The sequence below is a fragment of the Azospirillum sp. TSH64 genome (assembly GCF_003116035.1).
Classification (GTDB): domain Bacteria; phylum Pseudomonadota; class Alphaproteobacteria; order Azospirillales; family Azospirillaceae; genus Azospirillum.
Window position 1 is genome coordinate 627989 of record NZ_LGQW01000015.1, and the last position, 21742, is coordinate 649730.

A 21742-nucleotide genomic window follows, 5' to 3' on the forward strand; every position below is an offset into this window, starting at 1 on the left:
GATTCCTGATCGTCCGCGATGGCGGTCAGATCGAGATGCGCAGGGACTCGCGGTTGACCGGGGCGGCGTCCGGGGCGGTCATCGGGCGCGGCGGCACGGCGGGGCGCATGCCGGCCGGCGGCTGTCCCGGCGCCGGCGCGGCCTGCGGGGCCTGGGGCGCTTGCGGAGCGGCCGCCTGCGGCGTGCCCGGATGCGGCTGGGTGGCCTGCTGGGCGGCGATGAACTGGCCCTGGGCGGTCAGGCCGCTGGCGACGTTGCGGTTGATGTTGACCAGCGTGTCGATCTTGCCGAAATCCAGGTCGATCAGACGGTTGGTGGTCTCGCGGTCGACCAGCAGCGACAATGCTGCGATGTTGGTGCGGACCTCCGGCGGATGGCCGCAATCCTCCTCCGTGATCGCCGCCTGGAAGATCGTCCACAGGCGCTGATTCAGCTGAAGAGCCTCGCGGTAGGCCTTTTCGTCCTTGGCATGGCTGGCGGCGATGATACGGCGCGCCGCTTCCGCCAGGGCCCAAGCCTCGACGTCGCGCGGATTGTCCGAGGTCGGCTTGTTGGCGTAGGTGGGAGTCGGCTTCATTCCAAACCCTCGGGGGAAAACCCATCCGGTGGGGGCGGACCTGCCCCTTTGCTTCGTCCCGGAAGTGTCGGTTATCCGACCGGCTTTGTCAACGCAACGGGGGTAGTTCGGCCGGTGCGGAGGACCCTGACGCAAACTGGTCACAAGTTCTATGCGTTTCGGAGAGGAGTGAGGCTGCCGTTTCCGCCACCCGGTCCTCGTCGATGCCGTCCATCAGCCCGCGGGCGTTGGGGTCGGCGGTGACGCAGGCCAGCAATTCCGGCTGCGGGACGCTGCTGACCACCACCCGGCCGCGCGGCCCCCAGGGGCCGTAGATGGCGGGATAGCCGGGACCGAACAGCCCGACCGTCGGCACGCCCGCCGCCGCGGCGATGTGCATCAGCCCGCTGTCGTTGCCGACATAGAGCGCCGCCCGCTCCAGGCAGGCGGCGGCGGCCATCGGGTCGGTGCGGCCGGTCAGGTCGATGGCCCGCGGCCCCAGCGCCGCCAGCACCGGCTGCGCCCGTTCCCGCTCCGGCCCGGCTGCCAGCACCGCCACCCGGGCGCCGGCCAGCGGACCGCCCTCCCCGGTCAGGCACAGGGCCAGCCGGGCGAAGCGCTCCGCCGGCCATTCCTTGCCCAGCCAGTTCGCCGTCGGCCCGATGGCGAGGACCGGCCCGGTCCCGGCGGGGATCAGGGCATCGGCCTGCCGTCTCGCCTCCGCGTCGATCCACAGGCGCGGGGCCGGCGGCGGCGACAGGCCCAGCACGGCGGCATTTTCCTCCACCTTGTGCATCGGGCGCGCCGCCTTGGCGTGGAAGACGCGGCGCCGCGCCGGCACCAGCCGCCCGACCGCCGAATTGCGCAAATCGACCACCAGATCCCAGCGCGTGTCGACACACTCCAGCCACAGCCGCAGCCAGTGCCGCGCATAGGAGCGCTTCGCCAGCGGGATCAGCCGCTCCAGCCCCGGCACCGACCGGAACAGCGGCGCCGGCAGCGGCCCGCTGGCGACGGTCAGCCGTGCCCCCGGATAGGCGTCGGTCAGGTGGCCGAGCAGCCCGGTCGACAGCACCGCGTCGCCCAGACGGTTGGAGGTGATGAAGAGGATGCGGCTCATGACGCCGACGACCCGGCCCGGCCGGCATCGGGGCCGGCATCAGGACCGGCATGGGGGTCGGCATCGGGCGCGCCCTGCCGGCGTCCCGGACGCAGGCTGAGGCCGCGCGACATCACCCAGAGCGGCGGCAGCAGCATCGCCAGCGGCATGGCGTACATCAGCGGCACGAAGACGGTCGCCTTGCCGGCAAGGCTGGTCAGACCCAGCGCGCCCGCCTGCAACCCCATCACCGCCAGCACGGCGATGGTGACGCGGGAAGACTGGCCGCGCCGGTTGAATTCCCCCGACAGCAGCGCCGACAGCGCCACCAGCGCATAGGTCAGGGCCAGCAGCGGCGAGGAGAAGCGGTGGTGCAGCTCTGCGATCAGGCCGCGGCGCATGCGGTCGTCCTGGGCGGGGACGTTGCCGTCCATCAGCTCCGCCGTCGTGCGCTCGCGCGCGTCGGGCCAGCGGTCCGCCGCCTGCGGCGCCACCGCCTTCAGGTCGACGGCATAGCGGTCGAAGAACAGCTGCGACAGCCGGTTGGTCTTGCGGTCCAGTTCCTGACGGTTGCCGTCATAGACGACGAAGCGCGTGCCGTCGGGGCCGGTCTGCATCACTGCGCGGTCGCCCATGATCGTCACCGGCTTGTCCGGCTGGCGCCCGTCATGGATCAGCACCTTGTGCAGGTTGCCGTCGGAATCGCGGTCGCGCAGGAAGACGCTGAAGCGGTCGCCGACCTCGTTGAACACGCCCTCGCGCAGGAACAGCTGCGAATAGTCGCTGCGCACGGTGTATTCCATCCGCACCAGCTCGCGGTGGGCGGCCGGGGTGATCCAGATGTTCAGGGTGAAGACGACGGCCATCACCCCCAGCGCCAGCGCCAGCGCCGGGGTCGACAGCGAGAAGGGGCCGACGCCGGCCGCGCGCATCACCACCAGCTCGCTGTCCGTCGCCATCTTGTTGTAGGTGAACAGGATGGCCCCGACCAGCGCCAGCGGCAGCACGATGCCGAGGAAGGTCGGCACGGTCAGCAGCAGCAGCCACAGGAACATGCCCATCGGCGCGCCGGCGCTGACCACGATCTCGATCAGGCGCAGGGACTGGCTGAGCCAGATGGTCAGCGTCAGGCCGGCCGTCGAATAGAGCGTGGCGATCAGCAGGTTGCGGAACAGGTACCGTTGCAGTCGGTTCATCGGGGATCGGCCGGGGGCTGTATACGGCCGGCAAGCTGACCGCCCCGGCCCGCCGGGTCAAGTGTTGAAAACCGCGCGCGCCCACACGGGTGCCCCTCGGACCGGGAAAGCGCTGGCGCCCGCCCGCGCCAGCCGGTATGACGGTCGTCATGGCGACGATCCAGGAAGCGATGGCTGCCGCGGTGGCGCATCATCAGTCCGGCCGGCTCGGCGAAGCGGCGGCGCTCTATCACGCTGTCCTGGACGCCCTGCCCGGCCATGCCGACGCCGCCCACCTGCTGGGCGTCGTCCATCTGCAATCCGGCCAGCCCGACCGCGCCGTCACCCTGATCCGCGGCGCCATCCAGCACAATCACCGGGTCGCCGACTATCACGACAATCTCGGCAGTGCGCTGAAATCGCTGGGACGGCTGGAGGAAGCGGTGGCCGCCCACCGGCAGGCGGTCCGCCTGCGGCCGGAGTTCGCCCAGGCGCTCTACAATCTCGGCAACGCGCTGGAGGCTCAGGGCCGGCTGGAGGAGGCGGCGACCGCCTTCCGGCAGGCGGCGGCGCGCCGTCCAGGCTATGCCCGCGCCCGCTTCAACCTGGGCAATGTGCTGGCCGCACTGGGCCGGCGGGCGGACGCCGACGATGCCTACCGCGCCGCGCTCGCCGACGAACCGACCTTCGTCGAGGCGCATGCCAACCGCGGCGCCCTGCTGCTGGCGCTGGAGCGCCCGCGGGAGGCGGCGGCTGAACTGGCCCGCGCGCTGGCGCTGCGCCCCGACCATGCTCCGGCCCTGTCCAACCTCGCCGCGGCCCGGCTGGCGCTGGGCGACCGCGACGGCGCCGAGCTTGCCGCCCGCCATGCCGTGGCCGCCCGGCCGGATCTGGCCGACTGCCTGCTGCGGCTGGGCGAGGTGCGCCATCGCGCCGACCGGCTGGGCGCCGCCGCCGCCGCCTACCGGACGGCGCTGGCCTGGGAACCGGCGCTGGCCCAGGCGCTGGCCAACCTCGCCCTTGTCCGCCAGGGCCAGGGGCTGCTCGACGCGGCGGAGGCCGGGAACCGGCGGGCGCTGGTGCTCGATCCGACGCTGGCCGATGTGCGCTCCAACCTCGCCTATCTGCTGCTGTTCCGGCCGGGGGTGACGGCGGCGGCGGTGCTGGAGGCGCATCGCGACTGGGACCGGGTGCATGGCACGCCGCACCGCGGGCGCTGGGTGAAGCCGGGCAAGGCCGGCGCGCGCCCCGGCACACGCAAGGGGCCGCTGACCGTCGCCATCCTGTCCGGCGACTTCCGCCGCCACCCCGCCGGCCTGTTCGCCCTCCGCACGGTGGAGGCGCTGCCCGGCCACGACATCCGCCTGCTGCTCTACGCCAACCAGAGCGAATCCGACGACGTGACCGACCGCTTCCGCCGGGCGGCGGCGCAGTGGACTCCGGTCGCCGGCCTGACGGATGCGGAACTGGCGGCGCGGATTCGCCACGACCGGCCCGATGTGCTGATCGACCTCGCCGGCCACAATGCCCGCGGCCGTCCCGGCCTCTTCGCCCGCAAGCCGGCCCCGGTGCAGGTGGCGTGGTCGGGCTATATGGCGACCACCGGGCTGGCGGCGATGGATGCGCTGATCGCCGACCGCCACCATGTGCCCGACGGGATGGAGGCCTTCTATGCCGAGCGTGTGCTGCGCATGCCCGACGCCTTCATCGCCTACGATCCGCCCGGCAGCGACGACGAGTTGCCGCTGACGCCGCCGCCCTGCCTGTCGGGCGGGCCGGTCACCTTCGGCAGCTTCAACATCCTGACCAAGCTGAACGACGGCGTGCTGGCGGCCTGGGCGGAAATCCTGGGCCGGGTGCCGGAGTCGCGCCTGCTGATGAAGACCAAGGCGCTGTCCTGTCCCGACACCGCCGCGCTGTGGCGCGGCCGGCTGGCCGCCGCCGGCATCGATCCCGGCCGGGTGACGATGGTGGGTGCCACCGGCAGCCTGGATCATATGCGCCATTGCGCGTCGGTCGATGTGGCGCTCGACCCCTTCCCCTTCTCCGGCAGCACCACGACGCTGGAGACGCTGTGGATGGGGGTGCCGGTCGTCACCCTGCCGGGCGAGACTTTCTCCAGCCGCCATTCGTTGGCCTTCCTGTCGGTGGCCGGCGTGGAGGGCTGCATCGCCGCCGATCCGGCCGATTACGTCGAGCGCGCCGTCGCCTGGGCCGCGGACCGGCAGGGGCTGGCGGAGCTGCGCCGCACTTTGCGGACCCGCATGGCCGCCGGGCCGTTGTGCGACGGCGGGACGCTGGCTGCCGCCCTGGCAGCGGACCTGCGGGCCCTGGCCCTGCCGCACTGAGGGCTGTGGCGGAACCAACCCGAATGCACCGGCGTTGAACGTGGGTACCCCCTCAGGCCCACAGACGCGGGATTTCGGCGCATGCACAGCACCACACGGCTCGCCTTCATGCTTTCGGCGACGGTCGCCGTCCTGTCGCTCGCCGGATGCGGCGATCAGGCGTCGCTGCCGGTGTCGGCCGGCACCGGCCCCAACCCGACGCTGCCGGCGCCGAAATCCACGCTGATCCCGACGGTCAACATCGCCGACGCCATCGGCTGGCCGCAGGGCGCGCAGCCGGTGGCGGCCAAGGGGTTGAGCCTCACCGCCTTCGCCACCGGGCTGGACCATCCGCGCTGGATGCTGGCGCTGCCCAACGGCGACATATTGGTGGCGGAGACCAACGCCCCGCCGAAACCGGAGGACGGCAAGGGCATCAAGGGCTGGGTGATGGGTCTGGTGATGGGCAAGGCCGGCGCCAAGACGCCGAGCGCCAACCGCATCACCCTGCTGCGCGACAGCGACGGCGACGGCAAGGCCGATGTCCGCGAGCCTTTCATCGAAGGGCTGAATTCGCCCTTCGGCATGGCGCTGGTCGGCGGCGACCTCTACATCGCCAACAGCGACGCGGTGGTGAAGGTGCCCTACAAGCAGGGCGACACCCGGATCACCGCCAAGCCGGTGAAGGTCGTCGATCTGCCGGGCGGGCCGATCAACCACCATTGGACCAAGAACATCATCGCCAGCCGTGACGGCACCAAGCTCTATGCCACGGTCGGCTCCAACAGCAATGTCGGGGAGAACGGGATGGAGGCGGAGCAGGGCCGCGCCGCCATCTGGGAGATCGAACTGAAGACCGGGGCGCACCGCATCTTCGCGTCCGGCCTGCGCAACCCGAACGGCATGGATTGGGAGCCGACCTCCGGCGTCCTGTGGACCGCCGTCAACGAGCGCGACGAGATCGGCAGCGACCTCGTCCCCGACTATATGACCTCGGTGAAGGACGGCGCCTTCTATGGCTGGCCCTACAGCTATTACGGCCAGCATGTCGACCAGCGGGTGGAGCCGCAGCGCCCCGACCTCGTCGCCAAGGCGATCCCGCCCGACTATGCGCTGGGGCCGCACACCGCCTCGCTCGGCCTGACCTTCTCCCGCCAGGGCGATCTGCCGCCGAATCTGCAGGAGGGCGTTTTCATCGGCCAGCACGGCTCGTGGAACCGCGACCCGGCCAGCGGCTACAAGGTGATCTTCGTGCCGTTCCGCAACGGCAAGCCGGCGGGCGAGCCGGTGGACGTGCTGACCGGCTTCCTCGACAAGGACGGCAAGGCGCAGGGCCGTCCGGTCGGTGTGATCCTGGACAGCAAGGGCGCGCTGCTGGTCGCCGACGATGTCGGCAACGCGATCTGGCGCGTCGGCGGCACCGCGACCGCACAGTCGGCGGAGCGGCCGGACCAGCCGGCGAAGTGATAGTCCCGGCAGGGGAGGCGGCCATCCCCCTCCCCTTCCTCTCGCATCGGCGCGATACTGCGCCATGATCTATCTCGACCATCTGGCCTCGACGCCGCTCGATCCGCAGGTGCTGGAGGCGATGCTGCCCTGGATGCGGATTGACGCGGCCGGCAACCCGCACGCCGCCCATCCGGCCGGCTGGCGCGCCGCCGACGCCATCGAACAGGCACGGGGCGAGGTCGCCGCCCTGGCCGGCGCACAGCCGGGCGAGGTCGTCTTCACCTCCGGCGCCACCGAGGCCAATGCGCTGGCGGTGCTTGGCGGCGTGCCGGCGGGCGGCGGCTGCGTCGTCTCGGCGGTCGAGCATGCCAGCATCCTCGGCTGCCTGCCCGAACTGCGGCGGCGCGGCCATCCAGTGGCCGTTCTGCCGGTCGACGGCAGCGGCCGGGTCGATCCGGCCATCCTGGACAGCGCCCTGGCCGGCCTGCCGACCCCGTCGCTGGTGTCGGTGATGGCCGCCAACAACGAGGTCGGGACGGTCCAGCCCCTGGCGGAGCTGGCCGCGGTCGCCGCACGGCACGGCACGACGATGCACAGCGACGCCGTGCAGGCGCTGGGCACGCGCACGCTCGACATGGCGGCGCTCGGGCTGCATGGGCTCAGCCTGTCGGGGCACAAGCTGTATGGGCCGATGGGCATCGGCGCGCTGATCGTCCGGCCGCCCTTCAGGCCGGTCCCGGCCTCAGCCGGCGGCGGACAGCAGCGCGGCCTGCGGGCGGGAACGCTGCCGACGCCGCTCTGCGTCGGGCTGGGGGCCGCCTGCCGGCTGGCTCGGACGCGGCGGGAAGAAGACGCCCGCCGCATCGGCGCGCTGCGCGACCGGCTTTGGCAGCGCCTACGGGACCGGCTGCCCGGCATCCTCCGCAACGGGGCGGCGGATGGGTTGGCCGGCTGCCTGAACGTCACCGTCCCCGGCATCGACGCTGCCGACCTGCTGCTGGATCTGCCGGAGCTTGCCGTCGCCACCGGGTCCGCCTGCCACAGCGGGGCTGGCGAGCCGTCGCATGTCCTGCTGGCGCTCGGCCTGTCCGCGGCGGACGCCCATGCCAGCCTGCGCTTCGGGCTGGGCCGTGGCACCACGGTCGCGGAGGTGGACGAGGCGGCGGACCGGCTGGTGGCCGCGATAGGGTCCGCCGTGCTGAATCCGGCGAAGCCGGGGGAATGAATCGCCAGGCCGAAGCGTCTCCTTCCCACTGGCTCCGCCGGCAAGGGCTGATCCGGCGGGCAATAACAACGGCAAAGGGAGAGAAACCATGATCGGTGCGAGCATCCGGACCGCGGCGGCGGCCGCCTTCCTGCTGGCGATCCCGGCGGCTGCGTCGGCGCAGCAGGCCGGCCCGTCCGCCATGACCTTCTTCGTCACCAGCACCGGCACCGGCAAGGGCGCCGATCTCGGCGGGCTGGCCGGCGCCGACGGGCATTGCCAGCAGCTGGCCCAGGCGGCGGGCGCCGGCAGCCGCACATGGCGGGCCTATCTCAGCACCCAGGCCGCCGACGGCCAGCCGGCGGTCAACGCGCGCGACCGCATCGGCAAGGGCCCCTGGCAGAACGCCAAGGGCGAAATGGTCGCCCGCTCGGTCGAAGAGCTGCACGGCACCAACGCCCTAACCAAGCAGACCGCGCTGAACGAGAAGGGCGAAACGATCAACGGCCGCGGCGACCAGCCCAACACGCACGACATCCTGACCGGGTCGCAGCCTGACGGCACCGCCTTCCCCGCCGGCCAGGACATGACCTGCGGCAACTGGACCAAGAGCGGCACCGAGGGCGCGGCCATGCTCGGCCACCATGACCGCATGGGCCTGGACGAGCAGCCGCCGGCGAAGTCCTGGAACTCCTCGCACGCCTCGCGCGGCGGCTGCAGCCAGGATGCGCTGAAGAGCACCGGCGGCGCCGGGCTGCTCTATTGCTTCGCGGCGAACTGAGCGGTTCGCCACCGGCTGCGGCGGGGGGATGGAGACGTCATTCCCCCGCCCCGTCCGTCGCGCTCAGAACACCAGACGCGCGCCGACCTTGACCACGGCACCCAGGGAGTCGGCCCCGGTGTCGATGTTGGTGTCGGCCATCACCTGCCACTGCGGCGTGATGCGATAGGCCAGATCGGCGAGGTAATGGCCACTGGCGGCACCATTCTCCGGCAAGGTCCGCCGCGCCTGCAAGGACAAGGTCATGTCGCCGCGCCCATAGGCCAGCGCCGCGTTCAGGCTGCGCACCGACACGCCGTCGGACTCCTGCTGCTGGCGCAGGTCGCCGTCGAGCGTCACGCTCTGCCATGCGAACTGGGTGCCGACGATCCAGGACTGGCGCGGCAGGCGGCGGCTGTCGCTGCGCACCCGCGCCCGGCTGGTCCCGGCGGAAAAGCGGGTGCTGATGCCGCCCATGAGGACGGTCTTGCGCACCGCCGCCTCCACCAGATGCATGGCCTCGCGCGGGTCGGGCATGTCGCCGGCACCGCGCGGCATCGGGGTGTAGCTGGCGCCCAGCTCGAAGCCGCGCAGCGGCGGGGTGTAATAACTGAGCTTCGCCGTCCGGCTGCCGGCCCCGGTGGAGGCCGGAACGGCCGCCGCCCCGACCAGCCGGTTGCGGGCGCTGTCGGCCTGCCCGATCTCCAGCTCCCCCCACGAGACATCGACAGCCAAGAAATGGCGCTGATCTGAAAAACTACCCTTTTGGTATAGGATATCCGCAGATGCGCCGCTTGCCGATAAAATCGCCATTGCCGCCAGAATAGGCATGGAAATGTTTCGTTTCATTTGACAAGCCCTGTGCTGTTCGGCCGATGGTCGACTGTCCGTTTGGTCGATACGGCTCTATGTATCCTTTCCGGTTTGAGGGATGTTCGTCTAAAATTCTGACAAAACTGTGACCAGCTTTTTGCATGCTGCGATGCAAAAAGTTCGAGTGACTCGCGTCATGCGGGAAGCGTCAGGTCGGGACGGCTGCCCTGGCAAGCAGCAGTGGCTAGACCACCGCGCTCACCGTCACCCCTGCCGCCTCCAGCGCGCGTCGGACGGTCGCCGCCATGGCGACGGCGGTCGGCGTGTCGCCATGCACGCAGATGGTGTCGGCCACGATGGGCAGCCGGGTGCCGTGCCGGCTCTCCACCGCCCCGTCCAGCACCATCCGCACCACACGGGCCGCCGCCAGTTCCGGGTCGTGGATCACCGATCCGGCCACCGTGCGCGGCGTCAGGGTGCCGTCATCCTCATAGGTGCGGTCGGCGAAGGCCTCGCGCGCCACGCGCAGGCCCAGATCCTGACCGGCACGCTCCATGGCGCTCAGCGGCGGGACGACGAACAGCAGGGCGGAATCCACCGCCTTGACGGCGCGGGCGATGGCGCCGGCCAGATCCGGCTCCACCGCCGCCATGTTGTAGAGGGCACCGTGCGGCTTCACATGGGTCACCCGCCGGCCCGACAGCGCGGCGCAGGCCTGGAGCGCGCCGACCTGATAGGCGACCAGCCGTTCGACCTCCGTCGCCGTGATGCCGCGCATGACGCGGCGGCCGAAGCCGGAGCGGTCCTCGAAACCGGGATGGGCGCCGATGCGCACCCCCTTCTCCCCCGCCAGCCGGGCGGTGTCGGCCATGATGGTGGGATCGCCGGCATGGAAGCCGCAGGCGATGTTGGCGGAGGTGACGATGTCCAGCATCGCCCGGTCGTCGCCCATGGTCCAGGCGCCGTACCCTTCCCCCATGTCGCAGTTCAGATCGATGCTCGGCATGGCGTTTCTCGCTCGTTCAATCGTCAGAAGACCCCCGGCGTTCTCACGCCGCATCCGACTGTCGCAGGGAATGGATGAAGCCGGCAACCTCGCTGCGCATCGCCCCCATCTGGTCGGTCAGCATGCCGGCGGCGGTGTCGAGCTGTGCGGAGGCGTCGCCTGTCTGTCCGGCCACTTCGGAGGTGGCGTTGACGTCGCCCAGCAGGGCGCGCACGCCCTGTGCGGCTTCGCTGACGCCGCGGCCGATCTCCGCCGTCGCGGCGTTCTGCTCCTCGACCGCCGCGGCGATGGAGGCGCTGATCTGGCTGAGGCTCTCCACCACGCGGGCGATCTCGACGATCTCGTCGGCGGCGGAGCCGGTGGAGCCCTGGATGGCGCGGATCTGCGTCTCGATGTCCTCGGTCGCCTTGGCGGTCTGGGTCGCCAGCGCCTTCACCTCGCCGGCCACCACGGCGAAGCCCTTGCCGGCCTCTCCGGCGCGCGCCGCTTCGATGGTGGCGTTCAAGGCCAGCAGATTGGTCTGCTTGGCGATGGCGTGGATCAGCGTCACCACCGCCGACACCCGGTCCGACGCCTGGACCAGCCCGGCCACCTGATCGGTGGCGCGGCCGGCGCGGCGCGACGCCTCGTCGGCGATGGATTGCGAATGCTGGGCCTGGGCCGAGATCTCGCGGATGGAGGCGACAAGCTCGTCCACCGCGGCGGCCATGCCGTCGACCGAGGCATTCACCGCCGCGGCATTGCCGGCGGCCTGCCGGCTGACCTGCCCGTTGTGGTCCGCCACCCCGGCAAGGCTGCGGGTGGCGAGCCCCATGCCGTCGGTCGTGCGCATCACCTCGCCCAGCCTGCTGCCGACGCGCCGCTCGAAATCGTCGGCGACCGCGGCGATGGCGGCATGCCGCTCCGCCTCGGCCTGCCGGCGCAGTTCGACCTGTTCGGCCTCCAGCCGCTGCTTGGCCGCGCCCTGCTCCTTGAAGACCTGGACGGCTGCGGCCATGCGGCCGATCTCGTCGCGGCGGTCGAGCGACGGCACATCGACCGCGCCCTCGCCGGCGGCCAGCCGGGTCATCACCCCGGTCAGGCGGACGATGGGCCGGGTGGCGCCGCGCACCATCAGGAACAGCACGCCGCACAGCGCGACCAGCGCCGCCAGCCCGCCGCCGGCCAGCAGCCACGCCCGCTCCGCCGCCTGACGTTCGGCCCGGCGGGGCGACAGGTGGATCTCCACGGTGCCGAGCCTGTCCATCCGGCTGCCGGCCTTGCGCAGAATGTCGGCATTGCGGACCAGCACCGACGGGTCGCCGTCCGACACGGTGCCGCTCTTGGCGAAGACCTGTCCCTTGGGATCGAGCACCCGGCTGCCGAGATAGTCGGGATCGTTGGTGAGTGCCGCCAGCTGTGCCGCGGCGGATTCGGCATCGACGTTCCACAGCGGCTCCGCCAGCCCGCCGGCGATGACGCGGACGGTGACCGCCGCCTTGTCCTCCAGTGCGCTGCGGGCATCCTCGCGGTTGACGGTGACGACGGCGGCTATGCCGGTCGCGCTGATGACCGTAACCATCAGGGCGATGGGAACGACGACACGCATGGCAAGGGTACGGCCCACACGCTGCAGCATCAGGTCCACTCCATCTGTGGGTTTTGGGGCGTTGGAAAGCGAAAGATCAGTCCCAGCCGGTGACGGCGCCGCCGATCAGGTTGAAGCCGAGCAGCCGGCCGCTGTCGTAGAGCGCGAAGCCGCCGGCCGATTGCAGGAGTGCCGGCAGGCCGTCCACCAACTCGCGATGGCGGGCCTGGATGCGCCCGGCCTCCGCCGCGTCGACGGCGGCGAAGCGCAGCCGCTCGCCGGGCCGCATCTGCGCCAGCGCCGCGACGTCCGGCCCGACGACGCAGGCGATCTTGGGATAGCCGCCGGTGGTCTGGCGGTCGGCCAGCAGCACGATGGGCCGCCCGGTGCCGGGAACCTGCACGGCGCCCAGCGGGATGCCGTCCGACGTGATGTTGAAGCCGCGGGCATGCTCGATGGCGGGGCCGTCCAGCCGGCAGCCCATGCGGTCGGCCTCATGGCTGACGGTGTAATCCTCCTCAAGGAAGGCTTCGATACCGGCAGGGGTGAAATACTCCTGCTGCGGACCCAGCATGACGCGTAGCCGCCCTCCCCGCGCCGGCAGCAGGGAGGGGTCGAGGCAATGCTCGCCCCGGTCCGCCGCCTGGTCGAGGGCCAGCGGCAGCCGGTCGCCGGCCTTCAGCGCGCCGCCGTCCAGACCGCCCATACGGCTGCGTATGTGGGTGGCGACGCTGCCCAGCACCGGCTGAAGCGCGAAGCCGCCCTCCACCGCCCAATAGCCGCGCATGCCGCTGCGCAAGTGCCCGATGCGCAGGGTCTGGCCGTCGGTCAGACGCAGGCTGGTCCAGCCCGGCACCGGGTCGCCGTCCACCGTGAGGTCGGCATCGGCGGCGGCGGCGATGCGCACCGGCCCGCCCTCGACCGTCACGCTATCGCCGGCCAGGGTGAACTCCACCGCCCCCTCCCCCGGCCGATTGCCGACCAGGGCGTTGGCGGCGGCATGCAGCAGCGGATCGGCCGCCCCGGCGACCGAGACGCCGTAGCGCTGATAGCCGACCCGGCCGCGGTCCTGGATGGTGGAACTGGGACCGGCCGCCGCGACGCGCAGATGGGTGGTCATGCGGCGGCTCCCTGCATCAGGGCGATGGACGGCGTTACTGTTTCGCAGTCCGGCAGATAGCCGCTGATGCCGTCCAGCCGGTCATATTCGGCAGCACTGATCGCGGTGAAGCGGATGCGGTCGCCAGGGGCCAGCAGGAAGGGCGGTTCCCTCTTGAGATCGAATGTCCGGGCCGGGGTGCGGCCGAGCAGATGCCAGCCGCTGGGCATGGCGATGGGGGAGATCGCCGCCTGTGCCCCGCCCTGCATGACGCTGCCCGCCGGTGTGACCATGCGCGGGTTCTCGCGCCGGGGCTGGTGCAGCATCTCCGGCAGGCCGCCGAGATAGGCGAAGCCGGGCGAGAAGCCGAGCATATAGACCCGATAGTCGGCGGTGCAGTGCAGCCGCACCACCTCCTCCGTGCCGAGGCCGCAGCGGCGGGCCACCTCGTCCAGATCCTCGCCATGGGCACCGCCGAAGCAGACCGGCACGATCCAGCGCAGCTGCGGTTCCGCCGCCGCCTGCGTCATCTCTGTCGCCAGCCCGAGCAGGGCTTGGCCCAGCGGTTCCGCCGCCGTCACCGCCGGATCGAACTGCACAAGGATCGAGCGGTATGTCGGCACCGTCTCGACGATGCCCGGCAGCCGGGCGTCGGCGATGCGGCGGTCGAGCCGGTGGACGGCGGCATTCAGATCCGGGGCGATGCCGTCGCCCAGTTCGACGATCAGGGCACTGTCCCCGGCCGCCCGCAGAACGGGGGCCGGGACCGGGGTGGTCACGCTCATGGCGGATTCTCGAAAGCTGGTCGAAGGGGAAGGCGACCGCCGGTCAGCGGGCGTTTTTCAGCGGGCGTACTTGTCCAAAATCTGCTGGTAGGCGCCGCTGGCCTTCATCGCCGCGACCCCGGCGTCGAATTCGTCGCGCAGCTTTGCGGTGTCGCGCGCCTTGGTGAAGGCGATGTAGCTGGGGATGTCCTGCACTGCCGGGGTCAGTTCCTTGACCTTGTCCAGGGCGCCGGCCTGCTTCAGGAAATACTGCGCGACATAGCGGTTGCTGGGCATCACCTCGAACCGGCCGGAGACCAGTTTCTTCACGTTGCTGTCGCTGTCGTTCGACTTCTCCACCGCCGGCAGCACGCCGGTCTTGATGGCGTCGTCGACGATGGAGCCGTAGCTGATCTGGTTGACCACGCCGAACTTGCGGTCGGCCAGCTTGGACAGGTCGCCGTCGAAGCTGACGGCGCTGTCCTTCGCCACGAACAGCGAGACCACCTGCGGCACCAGCACCTGGGTCGAGTAATTCAGGAACTGCTCGCGCTCCGGCGTCTTGTAGGCGGTGAAGACGGCGTCCGCCCCGCCGTCGCGCACGGTGTCGAGCGCGCGGGCCCAGGGCATGATCTCCACCGTCACGCTATGGCCGGCGGCCTTCATCGCCTCGGTCACGATGTCGTAGGCGATGCCGGCCGGCTTGCCGCCATCGTCATAGATCAGCGGCGGGAAGCTGAGCGCCACCATGCGCAGCTGGTCGGCCGAGGCCGGCGCCGCGGCGGCGGTCAGCAGGAGAACGGAGCCCAGAACGCTGGAAGAGAGCAGGCGGACGGAAAACGCGGTCTGCATCGGGCAAGCCTCCACCGTGTCCGCAAGGGGGCGGAATGCCCGCGCGGCGGCCGGTATCGCAGGGGATGAAGCGGGGGAGAGGAGCGGTCAGAGCACCGACAGGTGCGTGTTCAGCAGATCGGTGATCAGCATCGCGCCGGGGCTGTGGGTGATGGCGATGGGCGGGCGGGCGGTGCGGATCGCGACCTGTGGCGTCACCCCGCAGGCCCAGAAGACCGGCACCTCGCCGGGCTCGATGGGGACCGCCTCGCCATGTTCCGGGTGGGCGATGTCGCGGATGCCGATGGCGGCCGGGTCGCCGAAATGCACCGGCGCGCCATGCACCGACGGGAAGCGCGACGTGATCTGGATGGCGCGGATGGCGTCCTTCGGCACCATCGGCCGCATCGACACCACCATGTTGCCGCTGAAGCGGCCGGCCGGGGTGCAGGGGATGTTGGTCTCGTACATCGGCACATTGCGGTTCATCGCGATGTGGCGCACCGGCAGCCCGTCGGCCAGCAGGGCCTCCTCGAAGGAGAAGGAGCAGCCGATCAGGAAGGCGACGAAATCGTCCTGCCACAGGTCGCCGATGTCGGTCGGCTCGGCTGACAGCACGCCGTCGCGATAGACGCGGTAGCGCGGCACGTCGGTGCGGATGTCGATGTCATGGCCCAGCGTCGGCAGGCGCGGGTCGCCGACCTCCGACACCGCCAGCAGCGGACAGGGCCGCGGGTTCGCCTGGCAGAAGCGCAGGAAGTCGCCGGCCCAGTCGGCCGGCAGGATGGCGAGGTTGGCCTGGACATGGCCGGGGGCGAGGCCGGCGGTCTGGCCGCTGTTGGCGCCGCTGCGGATGCGCAGGCGTTCGGCGGCGGCGGTGAGCGGAGTGGTCGTCATGGGGATGGTCCGGGGTTTTGGTTGTTCCCTCTCCCCCCCGGGGAGAGGGTCAGGGTGAGGGGGATGCATTGCGAGGCTCACTTCGGCTCCGCCGAACCCCCTCATCCCAACCTTCTCCCCAGGGGGGAGAAGGAGCAGAGGTCCGGCAATGGACTAGGCTCTCTTACATGCCCAGATACGCCTGCCGCACCTCGTCGTTGCCGAGCAGGTCCTGGCCGCTGCCTTCCATCACGACGCGGCCGGTCTGGATGACATAGCCACGGTCGGCGATCTCCAGCGCGCGGTGGACGTTCTGTTCGACCAGCAGCACGGTGATGCCACGCTGGCGGATCAGCTGGATGGTCTCGAAGATGCGGGTCACCAGCTTGGGCGCGACGCCCCAGGAGGGTTCGTCGAGCATCAGCAGGTCGGGCTGGCTCATCAGGCCGCGGCACATCGCCAGCATCTGCTGTTCGCCGCCCGACAGGGTGCCGGCCTGCTGGCGGCGGCGTTCGCCGAGCACGGTGAAGGTGTCGTAGGCGAATTGGAGCGTTTGCTCGCGTTTGGCCGCATCGTCGGTGGTGAAGCCGCCCAGCATCAGGTTCTGTTCCACCGTCAGGCGCGGGAACAGGCGGCGGCCTTCCGGCACCAGCACCAGCCCGCGCTTCACCCGCTCGTGGGCGGGGACGGACGAGATGTCCTGGCCCTTCAGCAGGATCGAGCCGCCGTCGAGCGCGTTCAGCCCGGCGACGGCACGCAGCGTGGTCGACTTGCCGTTGCCGTTGCCGCCGACGAGTGCCACGATCTCGCCCCGGTTCAGGGTCAGGCTGATGTCGCGGATGGCGGGGACGCGGCGGTAGCTGGACTGGATGTTGCGGACCTGCAGCATCGCCTCGCCTGCGGGTGCGACAGAGACGGCGACGGGGCGGACCGGTTGGGACAGCGTCGGTTGCAGCATCGTCTCATTCCCCCAGATAGGCAGCGATGACCGCCGGGTTCTCGGCGATCTCGGCCGGCGTGCCGTCGGCGATCTTGGCACCGTAATCGAGAACGAGCATCCGGTGGGCGATGGGCATGATGCCCTCCATCACATGTTCGACGATGATGCTGGCGATGCCGCGCTGGTGGATGCGGTGGACCAGGGCAGAGGCCTCGCGGACCTCGGTCGGGTTGAGGCCGGCCATCACCTCGTCCAGCAGGATCAGCTTCGGTTCGGTGGCGAGCGCACGGGCGACCTCCAGCCGCTTCTGTTCCGACACCGTCAGGTCCGACGCCGGGGTGTCCGCCCGGTGCGACAGGCCGACGAAGGCCAGCTCGTCCTCCGCCCGCTCGCGCGCCTCGGACACCCGCTTGTTGCGCAGCATGGCGCCGACCATGACATTTTCCAGCGCCGTCATCGACTGGAAGACGCGGACGATCTGGAAGGTGCGGGCGATGCCGAGTGCTGCCGCCGATTCCGGTGTCGAGCCGGTGATGTCGTGGCCTTCGAAGGCGATGCGGCCGGTGGTCGGGGTGTGGAAGCCGGCGAGGCAGTTGAACAGGGTGGTCTTGCCGGCGCCGTTCGGACCTATCAGCCCGATGATCTCGCCATGATGGACGACGAAGCTGATGTCGCGGTTGGCGACCAGACCGTCGAAGGCCTTGCCCAGACCGTCCACGGCAAGCAGGGGGGCGGTGTTCACGGGCGGATCTCCTTGGCGCTGGTTTCGACCTCGGCCGGCTTTGCTCCCGGCAGGTGGCGCCGCAGGTCGCCCAGAAGCCCCAGCACGCCGGACGGGCTGAACACGGCGACCAGGATGATCATGGCGGCGTAGATGATCATGTCGGTGCCGGAACCGGTGCTGCCGAACAGGGTGCGGCTGTATTCCTCGATGGTGATCAGGATGACCGCACCCAGCACCGGGCCGGTCAGCCGGCCCACCCCGCCCAGGATGGCGATCAGCGCAATCTTGATCGAGATCGTCCCGGCGAATACCGAGCCCGGATCGATGAACATCTCCTTCTGGGCGTAGAAGCTACCGCCCATCGCGGTCAGGAAGGCCGACACCGTCAGCGCGATCAGCTTGTAGCGGGTCAGGCTGACGCCAAGCGCGCGGGCCGCTTCCGGCTCGTCCTTGATGGCGCGGAAATAATAGCCGATGTGGCTGCGCTCGATGGCCCAGGACACCAGCACCGTCAGCACCAGCAGGCCGAGGATGACGTAGTAGTAGGGCAGCTTCGACAGGAAGATCAGCACGCCCCAGCCGCTCTGGTCCATCGGCAGGTAGAGGCCGACGGCCCCTTCGAGGGCGTCGCTGTTGGTGACCAGGATCTGCATGATCTCCGCCACCGCGATGGTCGCCATGGCGAAATAATGCCCCTTCAGCCGGAAGCAGGGCCAGCCCATGGCGAGCGCGAAGGCCGCCGCCACCAGCCCGCCGGCGAGCGCGCCGATCCAGGGCGTCAGCCCCAGCGTCAGCAGCAGCATGGTCGAGGTGTAGGCGCCGATGCCGTAGAACACCGCATGGCCGAGCGAGACCTGTCCGGCATAGCCGCCGACGATGTTCCAGGCGACGCCCATCTGGGCGCCCATCAGGATCAGGATCAGGAAGTTCTGCTGCGACGGCTCGGTGACCGCCAGCGGCAGGACGGCGGCGAGCGCCAGCAGGGCGGCGGTGCCGGCCATCTTACGGGAAACATTGGTTCCGGTCGTCATCAGGCTTTCCCCAGCAGGCCGCGCGGACGCACCAGCAGCACGATCAGCAGCAGCGACAGCACGATGGCGGTCTTGTATTCCGGGCCGACCAGGAAGCCGCCCAGCACCTCGATCAGCCCGACGATGATGCCGGCCAGGAAGGCGCCGGTGACGCTGCCGAAGCCGCCCAGCACGACCACCACGAAGGCGATCAGGATGAAGTTCGACCCCACCTCCGGGAAGATTGGGAAGAAGGTGGCGATCAGCCCGCCGGCCAGACCGGCGCAGGCCGCGCCGATGCCCCAGGCGAGCGCGAACATCTTCTGGCCGTCGATGCCCATCAGGGTGGCCGCCTCACGGTCGATGGCGGTGGCCTCCAGCGCGGTGCCGAGGCGGGTGCGGTGCAGGAACATCCACAAGGCACCGGTGACGCCGACGGCCCCGAGCGCGGCGACGAACTGGGGCAGGCCGAACTGCACCGGACCGAAGGCGACGTTGCCGCTGACGAGGCTGTGCGGGATCAGCCGGTGGTCCGGCTTCCAGAAGAACTGCGCCAGACCGCGCAGCAGGATCATCAAGCCGAAGGTCGCGAAGATCTGCGACAGCATCGGCGCCTTCAGGATGCGGCGGATCACCGTCTGGTAGACGATGACGCCGACCGCGAACAGCAGCAGCGCCGTCAGGGGAAGCGCCACGATGGGGTCGATGGCGAAGAGGGCGAAGGCCCAGAAGCTGGCATACATGCCCAGCATCAGGAATTCGCCATGGGCGAAATTGACGATGTCCATCACGCCGAAGATCAGCGTCAGACCGACCGCGACCAGGGCATAGATCAGCCCGATCAGCAGGCCCGAGACGAGCACTTGGAAGAGAATGTCTGCGGTCATTGCAGCACCCTTTTTGCGGTCAGGGTGGGCCGGAAGAGATTTGACAAGCGGCATATCCCCCTCTCCCCCCGGGGAGAGGGCCGGGGTGAGGGGGACGCGCGGCGTGGCGATCCCGAAGGTCCCGCCATGCATCCCCCTCACCCTAACCCTCTCCCCGGGGGGGAGAGGGGATTGCGGGCGCGCTGATCAAAGCCCCAATTGAAAGAATGCAGCCTCAGCGGCCGTCCCAGGCGGGCATCGGGTAGACGACCGGCTTGGTCGCCACGTCGAACGGCCACACCGTTACATACTGGCCGCCCTGGACCTGGACGATGATGCCAGTGCCCAACTCGTTCTGGCCGCTGGCGTCGAACTTGACGCCCTTCCACGGCATGATCAGGCCGCTGGCCGGGATGTCGGTCTTCTGGAGCGCCTCGCGGATCGCGTCGGGCTTGGTCGAGCCGGCACGGTCCAGCGCGTCGGCCAGCACGGCGATGCCGGTGAAGGCGCGGGCCGAGTTGCCGTTGAAGTTCACGCCCGACCGCTTCTGCATCAGCTCGTTGACCTGTTTGATCAGCGGGTTGCGCTCGGCCTGATCGAGCGCCCAGACCTCGCGGCTGATGACGAACTCGCCATCCTTGCCCATGGTCTTCAGGAACTCGCTGTCGTTGAAGCCGGCATCGTTGGCCAGCAGCATCTTCGGCAGGAAGCCCAGCTCCTTGTAGGTCTTCATCGACAGGATGGCGTCGCCGAGATAGCTGGACTGCATGATGACCGCCGGGGCGGCGGCCTTGATGCGCTGCACCTCCGACGTCATCTGCGTCGTCTTCGCCGGATAGAGGATCTTCTCGGCGATGGTGAACTTCTGCTCCTCCGACAGCTTCACCTGAAGCTTGGTCGTCTCGTTGCCCCACAGCGTGTTCTCATTGAACAGCGCGACGCTGCGCAGCGTGTCGCCGGTCTTCTTCTCCATGTCGCCGAGGAAGGTGAAGAAGTTGCCGACGAACAGGTCGTCATGCGGCGTGGTGCGGAAGAACCATTTGAACTTGCGCTGGGTCAGCGAGGCCGAGGAGGATTCGCCGTTCAGGAAGGGCACGCCATAGCGTTCGGCGACCTGGCTGGCGGTGGCGGTGACGTTGGAGAAATAGGCGCCGGTCAGCGCCACGACCTTCTCGCTGGTGATCAGCCGCTCGGCCTCGGTGGCGCCGACCTGCGGGTTGCCCTGGTGGTCGCCGAAGATCAGCTTGATCTTCGCACCCTTCAGGTTCGGCAGGCCAATGCCGGCGACCAGACCCGGCGGGGCCGGGATTTCCTTGTTGACGATGGCCGCGGCCAGTTCGGCGGCGGCCTTCAGCTCGACGCCGGTGGAGGCGGCGGCACCGGTCAGCGGATAGATCACGCCGATGCGGATCTCGTCCTCGGCATGGGCCGGAGCGATGTCGAGGCCGATGCCGGTCAGCGCGGTCGTGGTCAGCAGGGCCGCCGCGGCAAGCAGGCGCTTGATCGTCTGGCGGCGGCTGGGGAGGCTGCCTTTGGGCAGGCGGGTGGGTTCGGTGATCGCTGGCGCGAACCGCATCGTGAAATCTCCTCTGTTCGGTGCCTTGGTGGCTTGCGGCGCCTGCCTTTGCGGCTGGTCGTTTGCGCCTTCTGAACAGGATGATGCCACGAACAGTCTTGGGTCCGTCCAATCGTAAGTTTTGATCTGGATTGATAAGCGGAGACGATCAATCGTCTGCTGATATGCGGGGCGCCTCGTTGCCGGTGGCCGCCTCGTATTCGGCAGCCACCGCGGCGGCCAGATCCGCGACCACCGACGCCATGTGGTTCTCCGCCGTGGCGGAATGGGCGGCGCAGAAGGTCATTCCGGGCAAGGGCGCCTGCGAGCGGATCAGGCGCAACCGGCCTTCCGCCAGTTCCCGCTGGACGATCACCGTCGGGATGACGCTGACGCCCACCGCGTCCACCGCCATGCGGACGACGCTGGCGAGCGAGCTGTTGCCGAACATCCGCACCTGCAATCCGACGGAGGAGAACATCTCGCGGATCACGCCATAGGGCTGGGTGGTGCGGGAAAATGTGATGATCGGCCAGGCCGCCAGATCGCGCAGCGACACCGGCTCCTCCGGCAGGGGCAGGGACGGGCTGACCACCCAGCCCAGCGGATAACTGCCGACCGGGACCGACCGGAACCGCACGTCGGTGTAGGAGGCGAGCATCACCGCCACGTCCAGCTCGTGCCGGGCGAGCGCATCGCGCATGCTGGGCGAGGTTTCGACCTCGATCTCCAGCGACACCGCAGGGTAGAGGGCGTTCAACCGTTCGATCAGCTGGCTGAGCCAGGTGTGGACCACCGTCTCCGCCACGCCCAGCCGGATGACGCCGCGGATGGCGCTGCGGTCGGCCACCGCGGTCAGCAGCTCCGATTTGAGCGCCATCATCTTCTCGGCATAGGTCAACAGCACCATCGCCTGCGGCGTCGGCGCCACCCGCCGGCCGACGCGGTCGAACAGGACGACGCCCAACTCGTCCTGCAGCTGGGCGATGCGGGCGGAGATGGCGGGCTGTGTGGTGTTCAGCCGCTCCGCCGCCCGGCGGAACCCGCCGAGCCGCATCGTCCAGATGAAGATCTCCAGCGACTTCAGGTCCAGCATGCCTCACCCATCCCCGTCCCGGATC

The 21742-nt window shown here is 70.0% G+C and carries 20 protein-coding genes; 4 read left to right on the top strand and 16 right to left on the bottom strand.

Annotation, left to right across the window (positions count from 1 at the left end; all coding sequences use genetic code 11):
- Positions 1-25: 25 nt before the first annotated feature.
- From TSH64_RS04290 to lptF, 3 genes are all read right to left on the bottom strand, one after another.
- Entirely contained in the window at positions 26-577 is a 552-nt protein-coding gene (locus TSH64_RS04290) for a flagellar biosynthesis regulator FlaF (RefSeq protein ID WP_109095706.1), read from the bottom strand.
- An 88-nt stretch (positions 578-665) separates the two neighbouring features.
- A complete protein-coding gene (locus TSH64_RS04295; protein ID WP_109095707.1) occupies positions 666-1676 on the bottom strand; it encodes a glycosyltransferase family 9 protein in 1011 nt (336 codons plus the stop codon).
- Positions 1673-2851: an LPS export ABC transporter permease LptF gene (lptF, locus tag TSH64_RS04300; RefSeq protein ID WP_247872745.1), complete on the bottom strand. Its 1179-nt coding sequence runs from the start codon at positions 2849-2851 to the stop codon at positions 1673-1675. The genes TSH64_RS04295 and lptF overlap by 4 nt, the downstream gene beginning before the upstream one ends.
- A 149-nt stretch (positions 2852-3000) precedes the next feature.
- On the opposite strand from lptF, the gene TSH64_RS04305 reads away from it, so the two are divergent.
- The 4 genes from TSH64_RS04305 (at position 3001) to TSH64_RS04320 (ending at position 8591) form a co-directional block, all read left to right on the top strand.
- Positions 3001-5178: a tetratricopeptide repeat protein gene (locus TSH64_RS04305; RefSeq protein ID WP_247872746.1), complete on the top strand. Its 2178-nt coding sequence runs from the start codon at positions 3001-3003 to the stop codon at positions 5176-5178.
- Positions 5179-5286: 108 nt separating this feature from the next.
- A complete protein-coding gene (locus tag TSH64_RS04310; RefSeq protein ID WP_109452264.1) occupies positions 5287-6624 on the top strand; it encodes a sorbosone dehydrogenase family protein in 1338 nt (445 codons plus the stop codon).
- Between the two features lie 64 nt (positions 6625-6688).
- A complete protein-coding gene (locus TSH64_RS04315; protein WP_109095709.1) occupies positions 6689-7831 on the top strand; it encodes a cysteine desulfurase family protein in 1143 nt (380 codons plus the stop codon).
- An 88-nt stretch (positions 7832-7919) separates the two neighbouring features.
- A complete protein-coding gene (locus TSH64_RS04320) occupies positions 7920-8591 on the top strand; it encodes a hypothetical protein (RefSeq protein WP_109095710.1) in 672 nt (223 codons plus the stop codon).
- A 63-nt stretch (positions 8592-8654) separates the two neighbouring features.
- Here the strand turns inward: TSH64_RS04320 and TSH64_RS04325 are convergent, their stop codons facing one another.
- The 13 genes from TSH64_RS04325 to TSH64_RS04390 form a co-directional block, all read right to left on the bottom strand.
- Positions 8655-9419, bottom strand: coding sequence for a porin (locus tag TSH64_RS04325; RefSeq protein WP_348770319.1), 765 nt, complete (start codon positions 9417-9419; stop codon positions 8655-8657).
- A gap of 208 nt (positions 9420-9627) precedes the next feature.
- Positions 9628-10389 carry a 5-oxoprolinase subunit PxpA gene (locus TSH64_RS04330; protein WP_109095712.1) on the bottom strand — a complete coding sequence of 254 codons (762 nt, stop codon included), beginning with the start codon at positions 10387-10389 and terminating at the stop codon, positions 9628-9630.
- A gap of 43 nt (positions 10390-10432) precedes the next feature.
- Complete coding sequence (locus tag TSH64_RS04335) at positions 10433-12007, bottom strand: HAMP domain-containing methyl-accepting chemotaxis protein (RefSeq protein WP_109095713.1); 1575 nt, start codon at positions 12005-12007, stop codon at positions 10433-10435.
- A 46-nt stretch (positions 12008-12053) separates the two neighbouring features.
- Positions 12054-13076, bottom strand: coding sequence for a biotin-dependent carboxyltransferase family protein (locus TSH64_RS04340; protein WP_109095714.1), 1023 nt, complete (start codon positions 13074-13076; stop codon positions 12054-12056).
- Entirely contained in the window at positions 13073-13840 is a 768-nt protein-coding gene (pxpB, locus tag TSH64_RS04345) for a 5-oxoprolinase subunit PxpB (RefSeq protein ID WP_109095715.1), read from the bottom strand. The genes TSH64_RS04340 and pxpB overlap by 4 nt, the downstream gene beginning before the upstream one ends.
- Positions 13841-13897: 57 nt before the next feature.
- Positions 13898-14671 carry a transporter substrate-binding domain-containing protein gene (locus TSH64_RS04350; RefSeq protein WP_109095716.1) on the bottom strand — a complete coding sequence of 258 codons (774 nt, stop codon included), beginning with the start codon at positions 14669-14671 and terminating at the stop codon, positions 13898-13900.
- Between the two features lie 87 nt (positions 14672-14758).
- A complete protein-coding gene (locus TSH64_RS04355) occupies positions 14759-15547 on the bottom strand; it encodes a putative hydro-lyase (protein ID WP_109095717.1) in 789 nt (262 codons plus the stop codon).
- Positions 15548-15710: 163 nt separating this feature from the next.
- On the bottom strand, positions 15711-16415 hold the full coding sequence (locus TSH64_RS04365) for an ABC transporter ATP-binding protein (protein ID WP_109452266.1): 705 nt from the start codon (positions 16413-16415) through the stop codon (positions 15711-15713).
- Positions 16416-16488: 73 nt separating this feature from the next.
- Positions 16489-17208 (bottom strand): ABC transporter ATP-binding protein, encoded by a 720-nt coding sequence (locus TSH64_RS04370; protein ID WP_247872749.1) that lies wholly within the window; start codon positions 17206-17208, stop codon positions 16489-16491.
- Complete coding sequence (locus TSH64_RS04375) at positions 17205-18221, bottom strand: branched-chain amino acid ABC transporter permease (protein WP_109095719.1); 1017 nt, start codon at positions 18219-18221, stop codon at positions 17205-17207. The genes TSH64_RS04370 and TSH64_RS04375 overlap by 4 nt, the downstream gene beginning before the upstream one ends.
- Positions 18221-19087: a branched-chain amino acid ABC transporter permease gene (locus TSH64_RS04380; RefSeq protein ID WP_109049546.1), complete on the bottom strand. Its 867-nt coding sequence runs from the start codon at positions 19085-19087 to the stop codon at positions 18221-18223. Before TSH64_RS04380 ends, TSH64_RS04375 begins: the two co-directional genes overlap by 1 nt.
- Positions 19088-19301: 214 nt before the next feature.
- Entirely contained in the window at positions 19302-20642 is a 1341-nt protein-coding gene (locus TSH64_RS04385; protein WP_109095720.1) for an ABC transporter substrate-binding protein, read from the bottom strand.
- 148 nt (positions 20643-20790) lie between these two features.
- Positions 20791-21717 carry a LysR family transcriptional regulator gene (locus TSH64_RS04390; RefSeq protein ID WP_109095721.1) on the bottom strand — a complete coding sequence of 309 codons (927 nt, stop codon included), beginning with the start codon at positions 21715-21717 and terminating at the stop codon, positions 20791-20793.
- Positions 21718-21742: the final 25 nt, after the last annotated feature.